This window comes from Henriciella mobilis (assembly GCF_003576285.1).
Classification (GTDB): domain Bacteria; phylum Pseudomonadota; class Alphaproteobacteria; order Caulobacterales; family Hyphomonadaceae; genus Henriciella; species Henriciella mobilis.
Window position 1 is genome coordinate 197,678 of record NZ_QWFX01000014.1, and the last position, 17,294, is coordinate 214,971.

Annotated in this window: 11 protein-coding genes; 2 read left to right on the plus strand and 9 right to left on the minus strand. The window is 60.4% G+C overall.

From position 1 onward, the window contains the following. Position 1: 1 nt before the first annotated feature. The 7 genes from D1223_RS15370 to D1223_RS15400 form a co-directional block, all read right to left on the minus strand. Complete coding sequence (locus D1223_RS15370) at positions 2-1,519, minus strand: tannase/feruloyl esterase family alpha/beta hydrolase (RefSeq protein WP_119377317.1); 1,518 nt, start codon at positions 1,517-1,519, stop codon at positions 2-4. After that, a complete protein-coding gene (locus D1223_RS15375; RefSeq protein WP_119377318.1) occupies positions 1,516-2,805 on the minus strand; it encodes a CitMHS family transporter in 1,290 nt (429 codons plus the stop codon). Before D1223_RS15375 ends, D1223_RS15370 begins: the two co-directional genes overlap by 4 nt. After that, the gene (locus tag D1223_RS15380; RefSeq protein ID WP_119377319.1) at positions 2,805-4,121 is read right to left on the minus strand and encodes a serine hydrolase domain-containing protein; all 1,317 of its coding nucleotides are present in this window, start codon (positions 4,119-4,121) and stop codon (positions 2,805-2,807) included. Before D1223_RS15380 ends, D1223_RS15375 begins: the two co-directional genes overlap by 1 nt. Before the next feature lie 3 nt (positions 4,122-4,124). Beyond that, positions 4,125-5,339 carry a CaiB/BaiF CoA transferase family protein gene (locus tag D1223_RS15385; RefSeq protein WP_119377320.1) on the minus strand — a complete coding sequence of 405 codons (1,215 nt, stop codon included), beginning with the start codon at positions 5,337-5,339 and terminating at the stop codon, positions 4,125-4,127. Between the two features lie 170 nt (positions 5,340-5,509). Then, positions 5,510-8,254: a TonB-dependent receptor plug domain-containing protein gene (locus D1223_RS15390; RefSeq protein WP_158588512.1), complete on the minus strand. Its 2,745-nt coding sequence runs from the start codon at positions 8,252-8,254 to the stop codon at positions 5,510-5,512. Between the two features lie 681 nt (positions 8,255-8,935). Then, positions 8,936-11,230, minus strand: coding sequence for a TonB-dependent receptor (locus tag D1223_RS15395; RefSeq protein WP_158588513.1), 2,295 nt, complete (start codon positions 11,228-11,230; stop codon positions 8,936-8,938). 9 nt (positions 11,231-11,239) lie between these two features. After that, positions 11,240-12,889 (minus strand): winged helix-turn-helix domain-containing tetratricopeptide repeat protein, encoded by a 1,650-nt coding sequence (locus D1223_RS15400; RefSeq protein WP_119377323.1) that lies wholly within the window; start codon positions 12,887-12,889, stop codon positions 11,240-11,242. A gap of 255 nt (positions 12,890-13,144) precedes the next feature. On the opposite strand from D1223_RS15400, the gene D1223_RS15410 reads away from it, so the two are divergent. Then, entirely contained in the window at positions 13,145-14,614 is a 1,470-nt protein-coding gene (locus D1223_RS15410; RefSeq protein WP_147372869.1) for a jacalin-like lectin, read from the plus strand. Positions 14,615-14,763: 149 nt separating this feature from the next. Then, positions 14,764-15,696 carry an FG-GAP repeat domain-containing protein gene (locus D1223_RS15415; RefSeq protein WP_158588514.1) on the plus strand — a complete coding sequence of 311 codons (933 nt, stop codon included), beginning with the start codon at positions 14,764-14,766 and terminating at the stop codon, positions 15,694-15,696. Positions 15,697-15,702: 6 nt separating this feature from the next. On the opposite strand, the gene D1223_RS15420 is transcribed toward D1223_RS15415, so the two are convergent. After that, positions 15,703-16,407, minus strand: a complete 705-nt coding sequence (locus tag D1223_RS15420; RefSeq protein ID WP_119377327.1) for an IS6 family transposase — start codon at positions 16,405-16,407, stop codon at positions 15,703-15,705. A 23-nt stretch (positions 16,408-16,430) separates the two neighbouring features. Then, positions 16,431-17,294: NAD(P)H-dependent flavin oxidoreductase (locus D1223_RS15425; RefSeq protein WP_147372870.1), on the minus strand; the 864-nt coding region annotated here is incomplete at its 5' end.

A 17,294-nucleotide genomic window follows, 5' to 3' on the forward strand; every position in this document is an offset into this window, starting at 1 on the left:
ATCAATCTCCGTTTTCTGTGCTGTGCGAGCGTATGGAGAAAGGCCCGCCCGTGCCGGTCTCCTCATATGTCAGGTTCAGTGTGTCGGGGCTTTCGCCCCGCTCCACCCAGGCTTCGATGAGGGCTTGCCTGTCGAAGTGGAAGGGTCCCGTCCCGCCGCCGCAATGCTCGACACCGGGAAGCAGGAAAAGGCGGTAGAAATCGCTCGTCATCTCTCCGAGGCGGGCCGTGACCGACGCGTGATAATTGATGCTGTCGAGCGGACTGACCACAGGATCGGCCAGGCCGTGATAATGCAGAAGCTTGCCGCCGCGTGCCGCAAAGGCCGAGAGATCGGGATCTGTCGCATCGACCGTGTCGCCGAGCTTCTCGAGTGCCAAAGCTACGTCCCGCCCGAGGTCGGCGTCGCGCCAGGTCCAGCTTGGATCGTCGAAAACCCAGAACCGCCAGAAGCTTTGGCGCGCAGGTACATCGCCGCGGCGGGGATCGGCCCAGTAGAGGCTCCAGCCGGGAAAATGCTCCGGCACAGGTCCGCCCGCTTCACTGCCTGGCAGCCATGGAGGATAGATGAGATCGCCCGTCTCCGGATCACGGGTCCCGGCATACATCTTCCGTGCCACCTCGACCTGCCGGGCCGTCAGGCACTGATCAGCCTCGCTCCCGGCTTCGCAAAGCAGGACACCTGGATCGAAATCGCACGATAGCGGGTCATCGATATAGGGCGTCGAAGGATCGCTGTCGCAGGCCTTCTGCGAGGCGCTGGCCAAGAGCGGCAGGGCTTCCTTCGGAAGGATGGGCGTTGCTGGCGCGCCCGGATCCCGATTGACGAGAAACTGGCTCAGAAAGGCTGTGTTCAGCCGGATTCGATTGTGCCCGGGCGCGCCGGCAATCACTCCGTCGAAGTCATCGGGGTAGCGCTGGACTTCCGACAGGGCCTGATGCCCCCCGGTCGAACAGCCCTCGAAATACCGGTACCGAGGTGCCTCGGCATAGTAGGCTTCAGCCATGCCGCTCGCCGCCTGGAGCGTGACATGGACGGCCCGGTGGGCCCAGTCGGTCAGCGCTTCAGGATAACCCACAGCGAAGGCGGGATCGTCACCCTTGTGGCCGGTGTCCGTTGCGACGGTGACGTAGCCCTGCCCGGCCACGGTCTCCAACGCCTCAAGGGGCATGTCGGACGAGTAGCCGCCATTGCCAAACATCTTCAGGCGGCCGTTCCAGTTTTCACTGGACGGCAGAAACAGCAAGAAACCGATACGCGACCCCGGCACGGGCGTGACGACGCCTTCAACGCGGCAGAGCCCGGTCTCCGGATCTGCGGTGCCAACCTCCAGAACGGTAACGTCCTTGTCCTGATAGCGACGAAGGGATTCGCAGCTGCTATCCGTCGCAAGCGGGCGGGCCGGGTCGGCCTGCGTCCTGTCGGGTGCCGCACAGGCCGGCATACCGCAAAGCGCGGCGAAGGCTGCGATCATGCCGCCACTCATTGGGCCGGCAATCGATCGGCGCGCCCGTCTCATATCACCCCCAGCATGAGGCCCATCACAGTCATGATCAGACTGATGGCGAACAGGAGGGGGATCGAGTAGCGCTGGTGATCGGCGAGCTCAATGCGGGCCAGGCCGACCAGCAGAAACGTCGCCGGGGTCATCGGGCTGACCGGAAAACCCGCTGTCATCTGCCCCATCAGGGCGGCGTGCGCCACATTCTCGACAGGGACGCCGCCCTGCGAGGCGATGTCCGCGAGGACCGGCAGGATGCCGAAATAGAAGGAGTCTGGGTCGAAGAGCAGGCTCAGCGGCACAGACAGGACGGCGAGCCAGACCGGTATGGTCGAGGCTGCCCCGTCCGGCAGAATGCCAGCCCCGGCGGTGCTCACGGCTTCAAGCATGCCCGAGCCGCGCATGATCCCCGTGAACACACCAGCGGCAAAAAGGATCGCAACCATCGACACGGCGGCCGGCGCGTGGCGCTTCAAAACCTCATCCTGCTTCTTCAGGCCGGGCACATTGACCAGGGCAGCAATCACAAGCCCGATCATGAAGGCACCGGCTGGCGGCAGCACGCCGCTGAACAGGGCTGCAACCACAAGAAGTACGATCAGGACATTGATGAAGAAGCGGACCGTCAGCCGTTCTGCTCCCTGCGCTTCGGACTGGACCGCACCTTCATGCGATGCAGGCGTGCCAATCGCCGCAAGGCGGCGTTTCTCACGCTGGCCAAGCAGCCAGGCGATGACCAGCGCGCTTGCAAGTCCGGTCGCATATACGGGCAGAAGCGGCATGAAGAGATCGATGACAGAGAGGTCCAGCGCGGTCGCCGCGCGGATGGTCGGCCCACCCCAGGGCAGCATGTTGCCCACGCCCGCCGCCATTGCCACTGAGGCTGCCAGGAGGCGGCGATCCATGCCAAGGCTATCATAGAGCGGCAACAGTGCGGGCACAGCAATCATGAAGGTCGATGCGCCGGAGCCATCGAGGTGGACGATGCTCGCCAGCAGCACGGTACCCACGGCAATGCTGGCCGGATTGCCCTTGGTCGTCTTAACAATCAGGCTGACCGCCGGCTTGAACAGCCCGACGTCTGCCATGAGGCCGAAGAAGAGGATAGCGAACAGGAACATCGCCGCCATCGGCGCCACAGTGACGATCCCTTCGGCTATGTAGCCGCCCAGCGCCCCTGCTTCGCCCGCCAGCAGCCCACCGACCACCGGAAAGGCGATCAGGGCGATCATCGGCGATACCCTCTTGGAGAGGATGCCGGCGAGAACGGCAAGAATGGTCAGAAGGCCGAGCGCGGCAAGCATCAGCCATCGTCTCCCGCAAGCGCGTATGCCGCCTCATTGAGAGTCTGGCGCAGTGCCTGCGTGCGTTCGCTGAAGGGGGGCGGGACGATGACATGCGTCATCAGCAGAGCGACCAGGTCGCGGTCGGGATCAACGAAGAAGTAGGTATTGCCAGAGCCCGACCAGCTCACTGTACCGGCCGGCTGCATGTCGGCGGCCTCACTCTCTGGTGTGCCGAGCGAAAAGCCATAGCCAAATGAAATCGGTGTGTCGGACCAGCCTGAAATTTCAGCATGCGGCGCGAACATTTCCTGGATGCTCTCTTCCGACACGATCTGCCGGTCCTGAAATTTGCCTTCCTGGGCCAGCATGGTCGCGAAGTTCAAATAGTCATGAGCGGTGCCTGCGATCGCCCCGCCGCCGTCGAGCAGGCGCCCGGTATCCCGGTAGTCGGAAGTTTCGACGGGCTCGATCACGTCGAGACCGTCCTCGCTGGCGACATAGCCGGTCACAAAGCGATCAAGCGTCTCGTCAGTGATGAAGAAGCCGGTATCGGTCATGTCGAGCGGCTCGAAAACCTTCTCCTCGAGAAACACGTCGAGCGGCTGGCCCGAAGACGCCTCTATGACCGCACCCAGCACCGTTGTGGAGTAGCTGTACTCGAATTTCGTGCCGGGCTGGTAGAGCAGCGGGGCATCCCCGATCCGCTCGACGAGCTGGCCGAGGTCTTTCGCCGGCGGGCCATCCTCCGGCGTTCGGCCGACCGGTGTGTCACGCATGACGCCATGCTTGCGGTAATACTGGTGTACGGGCGTATCGCCGGTGAAGTGATAGGCGATGCCTGAGATGTGGCTGAGAAGATCGGCTATCGTAATGGACCGCTCGGCCGGCTCAGTCTGCATGTCCTCCAGCGGCCCGCTGACATAGACCTGCATATCGCCAAGCGCCGGCAGGTATTTCTCGACCGGGTCATCAAGGTTCAGCTTGCCCTCATCGCGCAGGATCATGATCGCGACACTCGTGATCGGCTTCGACATGGAATAGAGACGGAAGATCGCATCTTCGGGAAGCTCTGTGCCGGATTCGACATCGAGATAGCCGGTGCGTACATGGGCAAGCCGCTTTCCGCCCTGCTCGATAATGGCGATCGCACCCGGGATCTTCTCCTCCTCAACCAAGGCCGAGAGCGCATTTTCCAACTCGGCAGCTGCGGGCGCAGGTGCTTGCGTCCCGGAAGCGGGGTCTTCACCGGCTACCTGTTGACTATCTGTCTTCTGGCAGGCTGCGCTGCCGATCAGGATGCCCGCCAGAAGCGTCGTCAAAGCAATGCGTTTCATGATCTAGCCTGCCTTTCTTGCGCTGGCGTCGTCACCCACAATATTGTCATCGATCAGAGCGCGGATGTCGTCCGACGTATATCCGGCTTCCGCTAGCACCCTGCTGGCATCTGCGCCAAGACCGGGGGCCCCCTCGTCAGGGCCGGCCTCTTTCGTCAGGACACGGAAGGGCGAGCGAACAGAAACCATCCGGCCTTCCGTGGGGTGTTCGAGGTGTTCAAACAGGCCCGCTTCGGTGAGATGCTGGTTGTCGAAAAGGTCTTCCAGCTTGTTCACATAGGCGCACGGCACATCCCGCGCCTTCAGAAGCGTCATCCACTCTTCGGTTGTCTTGGTTGGAGTCAGCTCGTCGATGATGGAGTACAGATAATCGATATGCTGGCTTCGTTTCGACGGATTGAGGACTCGGTCATCACTGCACATGTCCTCGCGCCCGACCAGTTCGAAGAACTTCACCCAGTGCGCCGAAGTGTAGGGAATGACGCTGATGAAGCCGTCCGCCGTCCTGAAAGGTTTCCTGTATGGCGACTGCAACCGGTCGTAGCCGGTGCCTCCCATGGGCGGCTCGAAGCTGCGCCCGCCCAGTTGTTCCACCAGAAGGAAGGACACCATGCTCTCGAACATCGGCGCCTCGATACAGACCGACTCGCCCGTGCGCTGTCGGCTTGCATAACCGGCCAGAGCACTGAGGGCGAGATGCAGCCCACCAACTTTGTCGGCAATGATCGTGGGCAGGAAACGCGGTTCACCATTGGCGTTCGCATTGAGATAGGCCAGCCCCGACAAGGCCTGGATAGTGTCATCATAGGCAGGCTCATCGGCGCTTGAGCCGTTCTGACCGAACCCGCAGGCATAGCAGTAGACGAGGTCAGGCTTGACCGCCTTGAGCCGCTCATAGTCGATACCAAGCTTCTTCGCCGATTTCGGCCGCATATTGTGTATGACGATGTCGCAGTTTTTTACCAGCGACAGCACGACTTCCTGTCCTCGTTTTGTCGAAAGGTCGATCGCGAGGGAGCGCTTGTTGCGGTTACAGTTCATGAACCCCGCACCCATGGATTCACTTCGTCCGGGCCGGACATATCGGAAGACGTCGCCTCCGAGAGGCTCGACCTTGATGACATCTGCCCCCATGTCGCCGAGCAGCTGGGTCGCATAGGGCCCCAGGACAACCGAGGTGAAGTCAAGGATTCTGACGCCGCGCAGTAGTTCGATCACGCTTGTTCCCCGAGTATTCCAAGAGTTTCAGTTGACTGGGCGTCCAGCGAAGTTCTTCCGCCTTCCGTCCAGTGAGATGGGGCGCTCTCCGTGTCGCGGGCCTCGGCCGGGAGGAAGCAGGGATAGCCGAGGATCGCACCGCGGGAGAGCGCCGTGCACCACCTCCTTGATCACATGCGCAACGACAAGGAGACGTAGGCCTGCCGGCCAAGCGCATCGGCCAGGGATGGCAGGTATCCGGTGAAGGCGGCAGCAGGCGGCTCTTCATCGAGCACGTTAATCGCGCCGACCGCCAGCCGGTAATTGTCCGCTTCACCGAAGGTGTAGGAGTACTGGACATCATAAACCGTCCAGCTATCGACCTCGCCGCCGCCGATGTCGTCATCGACAGAGCTTGTGTGACGCATCAGGACATTGGCTGCATGCCTGTCGCGCTCCCAGCTGAGGCGCAGATTGTTGCGGAACTCCGGTGCCGGAGCCCCTGGATTGGTCGCGTTACGCCCGCCCAGGGCATCGATCACGGGCTGGTTCGGCCCGAGCTGGACATCATAGGTCGTGATAAATGTCGCCATATTGTCGATGGTGAACGTGTTTGCCCCGACATCCTTGGAGTAGTTGAGGCGCACATCGAACCCGTCCGTCTTGTTTGAACCGGCATTGAAATAGCCGATATCAACTGCCAGCAGACGCCCGAACTCGTCACGCTGGACACGCGGGCCGTTCGGGTCGGCATTGATGACCTGCTGGGCCGCTTCGAGCGCAATCCGGTCGGTGAAATCGAAATTGAAGTAATCCACCGAGAAGATCAGGTCGTCTATCGGATTCAGCGTCACGCCGAGATTGAAGTTTTCCGACTGCTCGGGCTTCAGATCCGGGTTCGAGACGGTGCGGATCGTGCGGAACGTGCCGGTATCCGTGGGGTCGAGCGGGTCGACCGTCTGGCCAACACCCGAGACGACCTGGTCGGAAACGGTTTCCTCGATATCGGGCGCTCTGAAGGCTGTACTGTAAGAGCCCCGCAGCGCCAGCCAGTCCACGGGACGCCAGTTTGCGGCGATCTTCGGGTCGGTCGTCGTGAAGCTTCCATAGTCCTCATGACGCACAGCCAGCTGGACATCGAGGGTGGGCAGCACCGGCAGGTACATTTCGGAGAACAGGGACTCGATCTGACGTTCACCCTGGCCTGGCGAGGATTGGCCGACAAAGCCGAACCGCGCGTTGACGATCCCGGAATCGACGAACGTTTCCTGCTTTTCTTCGCGAATCTGGGCCCCGAAAGCAACGCCGGCCGTGCCCCCCGGAAGCTCGAAGAGATCGCCGGTAATGACACCTTCCAGGTAGCGAAGCTCGCCGATCTCGCCGCGCTGATAAGGCGTCAGCACATTGTAGGATGCACGCGGATCGCTCTGGTTCTGATCGGCACCGAACGGGCTAAAGAAGACGCAGTTGCCTTCGCCCGGCACTTCGCTGCCGGCAGGCTCGCCGAACGGGCTGATCTGGCAGTCCGGACCACCAAATCCGTTCAGGGCGTTTTGCGCCGCAATAAGGTCGGTATCGCTCGTTTTGAGCACGAAGTCTTCGCGCGAATACGCACCGAACACATCGTAATTCCAGTTGTCCAGCCCGAAGAGTGGCCCGCGAGCCCCCCCGACGAGATGGATGGAATCCAGCTCGACACGCTCGACCCGGTCGGGAGACTGGTTGCCCAGAAGGCGGCCGGCAAACTGCGTATCCACGCCGAATGGGTTATAGGGGTTTTCGGCGGGCACGGTGAGCGTGCCGGTCGTGATCGGGAAGCTGGCGATGCCATACCGCTCGGTGCCCTGCTGGTGATAGCGGCCTTCGAAGTACAGCTCATGCTCGGGGGTCAGGTCGTAGCTGGCATCGGCATGGACCAGCGTGATGCGCGCCTTCGGCTTGACCGGATTGCGCTGCTGGTAGCTGAAGCGGCAGGATCCGTTCGGGAACTCGCCTGGCCCGGCATAGATGCCGCCCGTTCCTTCAACCGTACAATGCGGGTCGGCAAACTGGACGACGTTTGATCCGGTCTGCGCGGAAATCTGGTCGTATAGCTGGGAGTAGTTGATCGGCCCGTTGACGCCGTTGTCGATGATGACATCACCACCGTTAGGCCCGACCGGGCGGCTGCTGAGAATGTAATTGCCGGGCTGGGCCAGGCCGGACGTATTGTCGAAATTCGTGACGTCGCGCTCGAAGCCCTGCAGCTTGTCCTGGTATTCATGGCTGAAGGACAGGACGGCATCGAGCTTTTCACCCGACCCGCCAATCATGCCCTGCACGGTGTAGCCCGGCGCATCGGCAATGTGCGTGTACTGACCACTGAGCGCAATGCCCTCGAAATCCTTTTTGGTGATGACGTTCATGACACCGGCAATTGCGTCCGAGCCGTAGAGCGCTGACGCGCCATCAAGAACCGTCTCAACCCGGTCGACTGCGATCGTCGGTGTCAGGCCGACAAGGTTGGTATAGCCGTCGGTATTGGCGACCCGGCGCCCATTCAGCAGGACCAGCGTCGACTGGACGCCAAGGCCGCGAAGGTTTGCCGAGCGCGTCGCACGGTCATCCGCGCCGCCACCCGCAAGGTCCTGGGCCCCGCCGACCGAGCCGATATTGGCCGTGTTGAGATTCAGGACTTCTTCAAGGTTCGTCATGCCCGAGGCTTGGAGCGTCTGTTCGCCAACCGTCAGCGTGGGCGAAGCCATCTGGTCCTGGGACTGGCGCCCCAGATAACTGCCGGTAACGACGATCGTCTGTTCACGCCGCGTTTCTTCTTCCTCATCCTGGTCCTGGGCATGCGCGGCCTGGCCAACCAGCATCGACCCGCCAATCATGGCGAGGGACACAATGGAAACTGTTTTCAACAAATGACTCTTCTGACGTTCTGAAACGCTCATGAATTCCTCCCTAGTCATACCTTTTACCGGCGTTTCTCTGCTCGCCGTGGAACGGACGCTATAGGAGTTTTATTATTCAAAAAAATTCAAAAATCGGATCGATTTATCGGATTACAAGATAAATCGAGGGGGCTGAGGGCGAATCTCAAGCAGCCTTGCAGGAGGAAGCTTGTCAGGAGGACGACCTGACCACCCATCACTTCCCGGTACCGCGCGACCATTCATGTGGCGGCCAACACTCCCGATCTCTTGCATTTCAGCGCCACAGGATCCAAGCCGGGCCGCGATGATCGCTTCGGTGCCCCGTAACGCTTGATCGCCTTGCGCAAGAAACCTCAGAGCGGCTGATTCATCCTGCGTTTTCGTGGCAAAACTCTCCAGGGCTTCATCTTCGTGATCGGCGGCTCACCAGTGAATACGTGTTTCTCCTTTGATCTTCGCGAAGACCTCGGCCTGGCGTCAGCGCAATTGGGTGATCTGTTTCATGTAACCCGTTCGGCAGGCGCGGATTCTTGCCGGCGAACATTGATCCATGACGATTAAACGCACATCACGACCGCGAGCCGGATGATATCGGGCGTCGTCCTGTAACAGCGAAATGGATGTTGAGGCATGAGACCAAGCTGAGAGGGGCGCCCCATCAGCTTTATCCACCTGTTCCGCTGACAATGCTCTGAAAGCCTAAAATCGCGCCTTGATACCGACGCCCCACTTGCGGGGCTCGTTCACGGCGCCGTTCGGGAAAGACCCCAACTGGGTGACCTGGGTGACATAGCGCGCATTCGATACATTCCGGCCAAACACCGAAAGTTCGATGCGCTCATCAGGCGATACCAGGCTCACGCGAACGCCGAATTCTGCAAAGCCGTCGCCGCGAAAGGCATTGTCTCCCTGGTTGACCTCGAGAAAATAGGTTTCCGATTGCGTCTTCACATCGCCGCGGATCGAAAGCGTCCCCCATTGGGGCAGAAGGATCGAATACTCGGCTGCCAGATAGCCCTGCCACTCCGGAGCGCGGCTCAGCCGGTTGCCGGTGATCGCCTGGGACTCCAGCGCGACGGGCGCGCCGATCAGGAAAAGCTGGTCTGCCGGCACAGCGGGCAGGAAGCCTTCGGTGAACTCGGCATCAAGGACCGCGACGCTGCCATTCAATGTCAGGCTCTCGAAGGGCCGCACCGCAAACTCCAGTTCACCGCCGCGCACATCTGCTGCCGCCGCATTCTGGATATCGACACCGCCCGTCGGGATACCAATACGCACCTGCAGGTTCGAATAATCGTACTGGAAGACTGACGCATTGATCCGTACCTGCCCCTGCAGCCATTCGGTCTTCGCGCCGATCTCATAGGCATCAATCGTTTCGGGCTGAAAGGCTGGCGTCAGTCCGAAGGAATTGAAGCCGCCGGATTTGAACCCCTGCGCAAAGCTTCCATAGAGCAGAACGTTGTCGCTTGCCTGATATTCGAGAACGGCACGCGGAGACAGGTCATCGAATGAAGCCTCATCCTGGAACCGTACTTCCCGCGGCGCCCCGACCGGAAAGGGCGTGCCCGCCGTCAGTGTCAAACCAGCAAACGGGCCCGCAGCCGGGATATTCGGGATTGTGCCACCATTGAGGACGGACAGGGCAAATCCGGTGTTGAACGACTTCATCTCCCGGGTGTAGCGCAGCCCGCCGGTGAGCGCCCAGCGATCATTCAGCTGATACGTCGCATCGAGGAAGGCGGACCAGGAATCCAACTCATTGAATGCATTGAATTCGGCACGCGTACCAAGGCCGAACAGGCCGGATACATTGTCGACAATGAACGGGCTGAGGGCATTGTCCTCATGGATGTAGAAAACACCGCCGATCCACGACAATGGCCCTGAACCAGCTGCCGACAGGCGTATTTCCTGAGTGTACTGATCATTGTCCGAACGTCCGGTGTTTCGAAAAAAGCTAGCCCCGGTGCCATCGGAGTCCTGCGCGCCGTGGAACTCGTAGGCGCGGTAAGCCGTGACTGATGTCAGCTCTCCCCAGCCGAGATCATATTCTCCTGTCAGGCTCGCCGTGACGGCATCAGACCGGAAGAAATTCTCAGCATCATAGCTGAATGCGTTGGCTTCGATGATCGACTGAAGTCCCGGGCGCAGCCGAAGCGGATTGCCGGGACCGCTGAACAGGTCGGACAGCTGAAGCGTCGCAGGCACGGCGTCACGCTTCTGGTATTCGATGCTACCGAGCAGTTTCAGCCTGCTGTTTGCCTGCATCAGCAGCTTGCCGCGCGCCGTCAGGTCCTGTGAGCTTCCGACGCGCTCGCCATTGATCGTATTGGTCCCGAAACCGGAGCGGTCCGAGTATCCAATAGCCAGCCGGCCAAGCATGTCTTCGCCCGCAACCGGCCCCGAAAGGGCGCCGGCAAGACGATACTCGCCAAGATCGGTGTAGGCCGCTTCGGCATAGCCCGACGGGGTTTGCGTTGGATCAGCCGTTGCGACGAGGAGCGCGCCGGCCGTCGCGTTCCTCCCAAACAGGGTGCCTTGCGGGCCCCGCACAATCTGAATGCTTTCCACGTCGACAAGGTCGGCGGTGGAAAAGCTCAATCGCGCCAGGTAGACGTCGTCGAGATAAACGCTGACGGGCTCGTCGGCGAACAGGTTGGCACCGCCATTGACGCCGCCCACCCCTCGAATACTGAGCGGCGCGGCCCCGTAACTGACCGAGTCGGTTGCAACCAAGCCGGGGACGGCGGCTGTCAGGTCCTGCAGCGTTCGAATATCGTTTTCGTCCAGGAATTTCCGGTCAGCGGTCGTGATGGACGCTGGAACGCTTTGCTGGTCCTCCGGCTTTCTCTGAACATTGACGATCACGGTTTCCAGTGCGCGGGCACGGTCTTCGGGAACGCTCTCGGTCTGTGCGCTGGCCATTGATGGATAGGCTGAAAGACACAGGATTGCCCCGGCGACCGACTTGATATGCTCCGGCCTGAACACGGTCATTTCCTAGGCCCGAAGCAGTGTTACACCCGGCTCGGACGCGCTGAGATCAAGCAACTTGTCCAAAACGCGGGAAATTTCCTCCGCGTGGGGGGAGTTCGATGACCATTTGCGCATCTCATCGACGAACCGGATCGCAATATCCTCATCGCCAAAGGACTTCGCCTCATCGATCGCGGCTTTGGCGTCTACATACTGCCCCAGCCCACACAGTGCCCAGGCCAGCGAACAGCGTGGCTGGTAGTAATTCGGGGTCCGGATGATGGCATCACGGCATGCCGGCTCGGCCGCCTCGTAGTCCAGCATGAAAAGATGCGCCGTGCACCGATAGGTCGCCCACAGGCCAAACCTGGGATGGTGCGGCGCACGCATCTCCGATGTCCTGATCTTTTCCAGGCCGGTGGGATCGGCATGCCTCAGGCATTGCTGCCACCCGAGAACAGCGGCGGCGTGCGCGCTGATGGGGTCAAGCCTGATGACGCGATCCAGGTATCCGATGGCCGTGTCGGGATCATGGAACATGGTGCTGACAATGCCCGCGGCGGCGAGGACGTCAGGATCGTTGGGCTGAGCTGCGAGGGCCTCGGCAACGAGCCTGTTGGCCAGCGCTCTTGTCGCGTCTTCGTCATCGGTCCATTTGCTGACGACGTTCTGGCTGAGCTGAACCGCCAGCTCAGCCTTGATAAGGGGATTGTCCGGCTCAATCGCCAGGGCATCGACAAGCAGTGCCTCGATCTGTCTTGCTGTGGCGGGGCCGTAATTCGCTCGCAGGTTTTTTGCCTGCTGGACGCGTTCATAGGCGCCCAGCGAGAACTCCCTGAAAGAAAACTCGTCGGTTCGGTGGGAGGCCTTCACCTTGGAGGCCACAGCCGTCGATATATCGAGAACGATCTCGTCCTGAAGCGCGTAAAACCGCTTCATGCCGGCCGTGTACTTCTTGGACCAGACAAGTCGCTCGGACACTGAATCGACGAGTTCGACGCGAATGGTGATTTCATCTTCGAACACGGAGAAGGTGCTATTCACCAAGTATCGCACGTTTAGCGCCTGCGCGATTTTACTAAAAGCGACCCTGTTCGCCGCAAGATACGCGGTCGAGCTCGGTGCGGCGACCTCTAGTGCAGAAGATCGCGACAGGAGCGCTGACAGGTCGCGCGTGATGCCATCGCACAGCAGCGTGTAAGCCTTTGTGTCGCCGATTTCCGTTACCGGCAGAACGCATAAGGAAAAAGGTGAAAGGTCCTGCGCCCGCGACGGCATGACCGCCGGGCGCGCCGCCCCGGGGATCTCCCCTGCCTGACTGACGGCCTCGCGGTCGACTGTGGCAGAAAGATAGTAGCCCTGCTTGGGCACAGTCTTGACCAGGTCGTGAACCTGGTGGGTATCAGCGAAAGCCTTGCGCAGAAGGTAGGCCAGCCGCGTCAGGCTTTCATCGCCGCCATCAGACTGCGGCCAGATGCGTTCGATCAGTTCGGCCCTTGTCCAGGTTTCCTGCGGGCGTTCGGCAAGCACTTGCAGCATTGCCATGACTTTCGGTTCGACCGTGCAAACGCCGTACTGACTTTGAATTTTCAGCGCTGCCGGCTCGACCAGGCACGATTTGATCATCAGCCGGTCGAATGAAAGCGAGCGATCGAAGTTCTCGTTTATTGTCAAAACCTTCTCCACCGCGGGAGCGGCCTTGAAGGTTAGTCGGTCACCGGAAGTTTCTCAATTTTTTTCTCACCCCATCATATTTCCATCAGGATTTCTGGGTTTAGCCGCGCGAACCTCTCCAGCAATTCCAGCCATAGGCGGCGGTTCCAGCAGCGCCTGATTTTCCAGGTCCTGCGCTTCGTCTGCGCCTCCCGTCGGCTGGCCATCATTATCGCCAGGGGTACCGGGCGACCTAGAACAGAGGGAACGACAACCATGTCTCGTCAGTCTTGCAATGGCAGCTTTCTATCAAGCGCAATTACGGTTTCGGTGATCGCACTGATGGCTGCTCCAGCAGCCGCTCAAAACCTTCCGCAAAAAATCTCCGCCGGCGACGAAATTTCCTTCAGCAACACCATGACCGTGGGCGACACGGTCGGTGGCGGCGCATGGGTCAATGAAACCGACGCAAACTGGAAGCGCGGCATCATCACCGCCATCGAGGTCTGCGCGGGCGCTTACGTGAACAGCATCACCCCCTACTATAACGGCCTGCGCGGCACGACCTTCGGCGGTCCCGGCGGGAACTGCGACACATGGACAGTCCCGACGGGACAGTTCGTCCAGTCTGTCGAAGTCTGGTCGGGCGCCTGGATGAACAAGATTGTCTTCACGACCAACAAGCTCGAAAAGTCGCCGGTCTATGGCGGCGATGGCGGCAATCGAAAGGTCTGGGAAGATCCCGAAGGCGGCTCGCTTCGAAAGATCGACGGCAAGTTTGGCGACTATGTCAACGGCCTGCGGCTGGGCTTCACCTATCCCTACTATATCGAGAACTTCCAGTATCCGATGCTGACCGAGCCCGACAAGCTGAAGGAGTTCCTGCATCCGCGCCCGCCAGAACGGGTGGATTATCAGGAAGTTTCGGCCTGCCGCGACACCGCGGACGGCTATGCAGAGCAAAAGGTTACCGTGACGGTCAATGAGAAGGAGAGCCACAGTTTTTCGTTCGGTGGCTCGGCCACGATCGGCCTGGAGACCGAAGTGATGGTCGGCGTTCCTGACGTCGCCTCAGCGACGGTTCGCTCGAAGGCCGAATTCTCGGTGTCCTTCGAAGAGACGAATTCGATCGAAAAGGACTATGGCTACAGCGTCGAGCGGCCGGTCCGCGCCCCTGGCGGACAGAAGAAGGCCGTTATCACGACGATGAAAAAGGCGGACGTGTCCATGCCGTTCACCTACGACCTCGTCCACTACAAGCAGGGCAACAAGTCCCGTATCGTCTCCAGACAACCCTATAGCGGTGTTTACAGCGGTGTGCGCGTCGCCTCGGTCACGACCGACCAGATCGCCATCGATTGCGCCACCGGCAAGCCTCTGATTTCCGTGGCAGAGCAGACCGCCCCTGCCCCGAGCGTTCAGACAGGCGGCGCAGCCACGGCTGCGGTCTCCACAGCGTCTACAGAAACACCTGCCGCGGTGACGCCCTTCACCGTCAGCCAGGTCGTCACGTCGAGCGGGGGCATCTTTGAAAAAGGCGATGAGGGATACTGGCACGAACTGTCGGAAATGGGGGACGTACGGTTCACCTTTGAAGTCATCGACCGCAACGAAGACTGCATCTACCTGCTCGACGTGGCACGCGGGATCCTGATCGTGCTGAACCTGGCGAGGGACAAGGTCGAGTATGCGGCCAGCGTCGATGAAGAGCCCTTCGATCTCTACGACATCACCAGCAAGTCCTGAGTTCCAGCACACCGGAGACCACCGCCATGCGCCTGCAATCCATCATGAGCTCGCTTGTGCTCCTGCCCATCGCAGCAATCGCTACACCGTCGGCCGATGCGCAGAACTTGAAGGCCTGCCAATGGGGAAGCGCTGGATATTCCTGGCCCATGAAAACGACCAACGGGACCAGGGTCGCCACCGCAATTTCCGGCAATGTAATCCTTTATCCGCTCGCCAACCTGGTTCCCGGCAAGGTGGAGCCGGTCGGAAACTTCTGGAGCAGCTCAGGTTACAACTGGGTGGACGACTTCAATGGCGACGGCTTCGACGACATCGCATCGGCCAACGGGACCACGATCCATATGCGGTTTCAGGCGAAAAGCGAGGAGATGTATGAATGCCGGCACGAGGTCTACAACGGCCAGTCGACCTACAAGGCCGAAATCTACAGGCTGGCCGGCTTCCAGCGCGATTCCGTCCCGGTCTCCGGATTTTGGGGGGCGGCCGGCTATTCGTGGACAGGCGACTTTGACGGTGATGGGCGGGCCGACATTGCGACGGCCTCCGGCAACCAGGTCCGAATTCACTTTTACGACTTCACCGGTTACACCGAGCCCCGGACCCAGTGGCTGTATGACCGCGACCAGGACCCGATTGTCTTCAGGCGCGAGCCCAGCAATTCCCGGTGTACGACGTTCGCTAACGATTACGGAAAGTTCGTAAGCCAGACATGGACGGTATCGGGCGGCTGGGGCGCTTCGGACTATACCTGGGCAGCCGACTTCGACGGCGATGGCAAGACTGACATCGCGACCGCGAATGGCAGCAATATCAAGGTGCACAGCCCGAAGGGCGGACGCACGGGCGGCTTCAACAGCAAGGACTTCTCGGTGCCGATGCCTTGGGGCAGCGGGGGCTATACCTGGGCAGCCGATTTCAACAGGGACGGGAAAGCCGATATCGCATCGGCCAGCGGCGGGACGGTCTCCATTGCGATCGCCCAGCCGGTGAACCAGCCAGGCGTCCTGACAGGATTTTCAGTAGACCAGCAGGGGTGCTGTCAGTCTAATGCGAACCCGTCTCCAGCATCGCGATTTTGAGACTCTCTAGGCGGCCAGAAGTTGGCGCCATTCGAACATCGCGGCGTCGCGTTTCGCTTTGAAGGTCTGTCTATGGTTGATGTGCCGGTCGAGATTGAAGTGATTGTGAAACGAGGCGTGGGTCGAGGCGAATTTCTGTAGGTTCGACATCCGCCTGAACCTCAGCATCGCCCGCTCTCTTCGCCGGAACGGCAGATGACTATTCTCCGCCCGATTGTTCAGGTGACGACCGACCTCCTGGCGGTCGTGATTTCCGATCATTTTCATGGCTGCGCCGTAGGATCGAAGCCGGTCAGTCACCACAGTCTTTGGTGACCCATAACGCTTCATCGCTTTCTTGAGAAACCTCAAAGCCGCTGATTTATCTTGGGTTTTCGTGACATAGCTCTCAAGGACTTCGCCCTCGTGATCGACGGCACGCCAGAGGTAATGGGTCTCGCCGTTGATCTTCACGAACACCTCGTCGAGGTGCCACTGCCATTGGGTGACCTGGCGCATGTAGCTAGCTCGGCGAACGCGAATTTTACCCGCGAACATCGGACCGAACCGATCGACCCACAGCCGGATGCTTTCGTGGCAAACGTCGACGCCGCGCTCGTGGAGAAGATCTTCGACATTCCGCAATGAGAGCGGGAAGCGGACGTACATCATGACCGCCAATTGGATGATCTCGGGCGATGTCTTGAAATAGCGGAACGGATTTCTTGGCATTGGACGACATTAGTCGCACCGCCCTACCCGCTCAATCGGCCGGTTCCGTTGACAATACCAACGCGCATCTTCGCCAGCCGCTCATCCATGATCTTTTCGGCATCCGCGATAATCCGGTCGATCAGCTCCTTGACGGTCGGAATATCGTGGATGAGGCCCTGGATCATGCCGGCGGACCAGATGCCGTCGTCGGCATCGCCCTTCTCCATCGCCGCACGCCCGCGCACACCGGCAACGAGGTGCTGGATATCCTCGAACTTCGCCCCGCCCTTGGCCTCGATGGCAACGACTTCCTCACTCACGGCATTCTTCATCACACGCGCTGTGTTGTGGAGCGTCCGGAAGATGAGCTTGGTGTCGCGCTCGTCATTCTCGACCATCTGCTTCTTGAAGTTCTCATGAATCGGCGCCTCTTTCGTGACGCAGAAACGGGTGCCCATATTGATGCCGTCCGCGCCGAGCGCGAGCGCCGCGACGAGGCCGCGCCCATCGCCAAAGCCACCGGAGGCCAGCATCGGTACTTTCACCTTGTCGGCAGCCGCCGGGATGAGGATCAGGCCGGGAATATCGTCCTCGCCAGGGTGGCCGGCGCACTCGAACCCATCGATGGAGATCGCATCGGCGCCCATGCGTTCGGCCGACAGCGCGTGGCGAACCGCGGTGCATTTATGGATCACCTTGATGCCATGTTCCTTGAAATGGTCGATATGCTCCTGCGGCTTGTAGCCAGCCGTCTCGACGATCTTGATCCCGCCCTCGATGATGGCCTGGCGGTATTCGGCATAGGGCGGCGGCTTGATGGCCGGCAGGATGGTCAGGTTCACGCCGAAGGGCTTGTCGGTCATTTCCTTCGTGCGCGCGATTTCCTTGGCGAGGTCCTCAGGCGT

Excerpts from the sequence above, each read along its gene's own strand:
- D1223_RS15370 (WP_119377317.1), bottom strand. The coding sequence starts at position 1,519 with ATGAGACGGGCGCGCCGATCGATTGCCGGCCCAATGAGTGGCGGCATG.
- D1223_RS15375 (WP_119377318.1), bottom strand. The coding sequence starts at position 2,805 with ATGCTTGCCGCGCTCGGCCTTCTGACCATTCTTGCCGTTCTCGCCGGC.
- D1223_RS15380 (WP_119377319.1), bottom strand. The coding sequence starts at position 4,121 with ATGAAACGCATTGCTTTGACGACGCTTCTGGCGGGCATCCTGATCGGC.
- D1223_RS15390 (WP_158588512.1), bottom strand. The coding sequence starts at position 8,254 with ATGAGCGTTTCAGAACGTCAGAAGAGTCATTTGTTGAAAACAGTTTCC.
- D1223_RS15410 (WP_147372869.1), top strand. The coding sequence starts at position 13,145 with ATGTCTCGTCAGTCTTGCAATGGCAGCTTTCTATCAAGCGCAATTACG.
- D1223_RS15415 (WP_158588514.1), top strand. The coding sequence starts at position 14,764 with ATGAAAACGACCAACGGGACCAGGGTCGCCACCGCAATTTCCGGCAAT.
- D1223_RS15420 (WP_119377327.1), bottom strand. The coding sequence starts at position 16,407 with ATGCCAAGAAATCCGTTCCGCTATTTCAAGACATCGCCCGAGATCATC.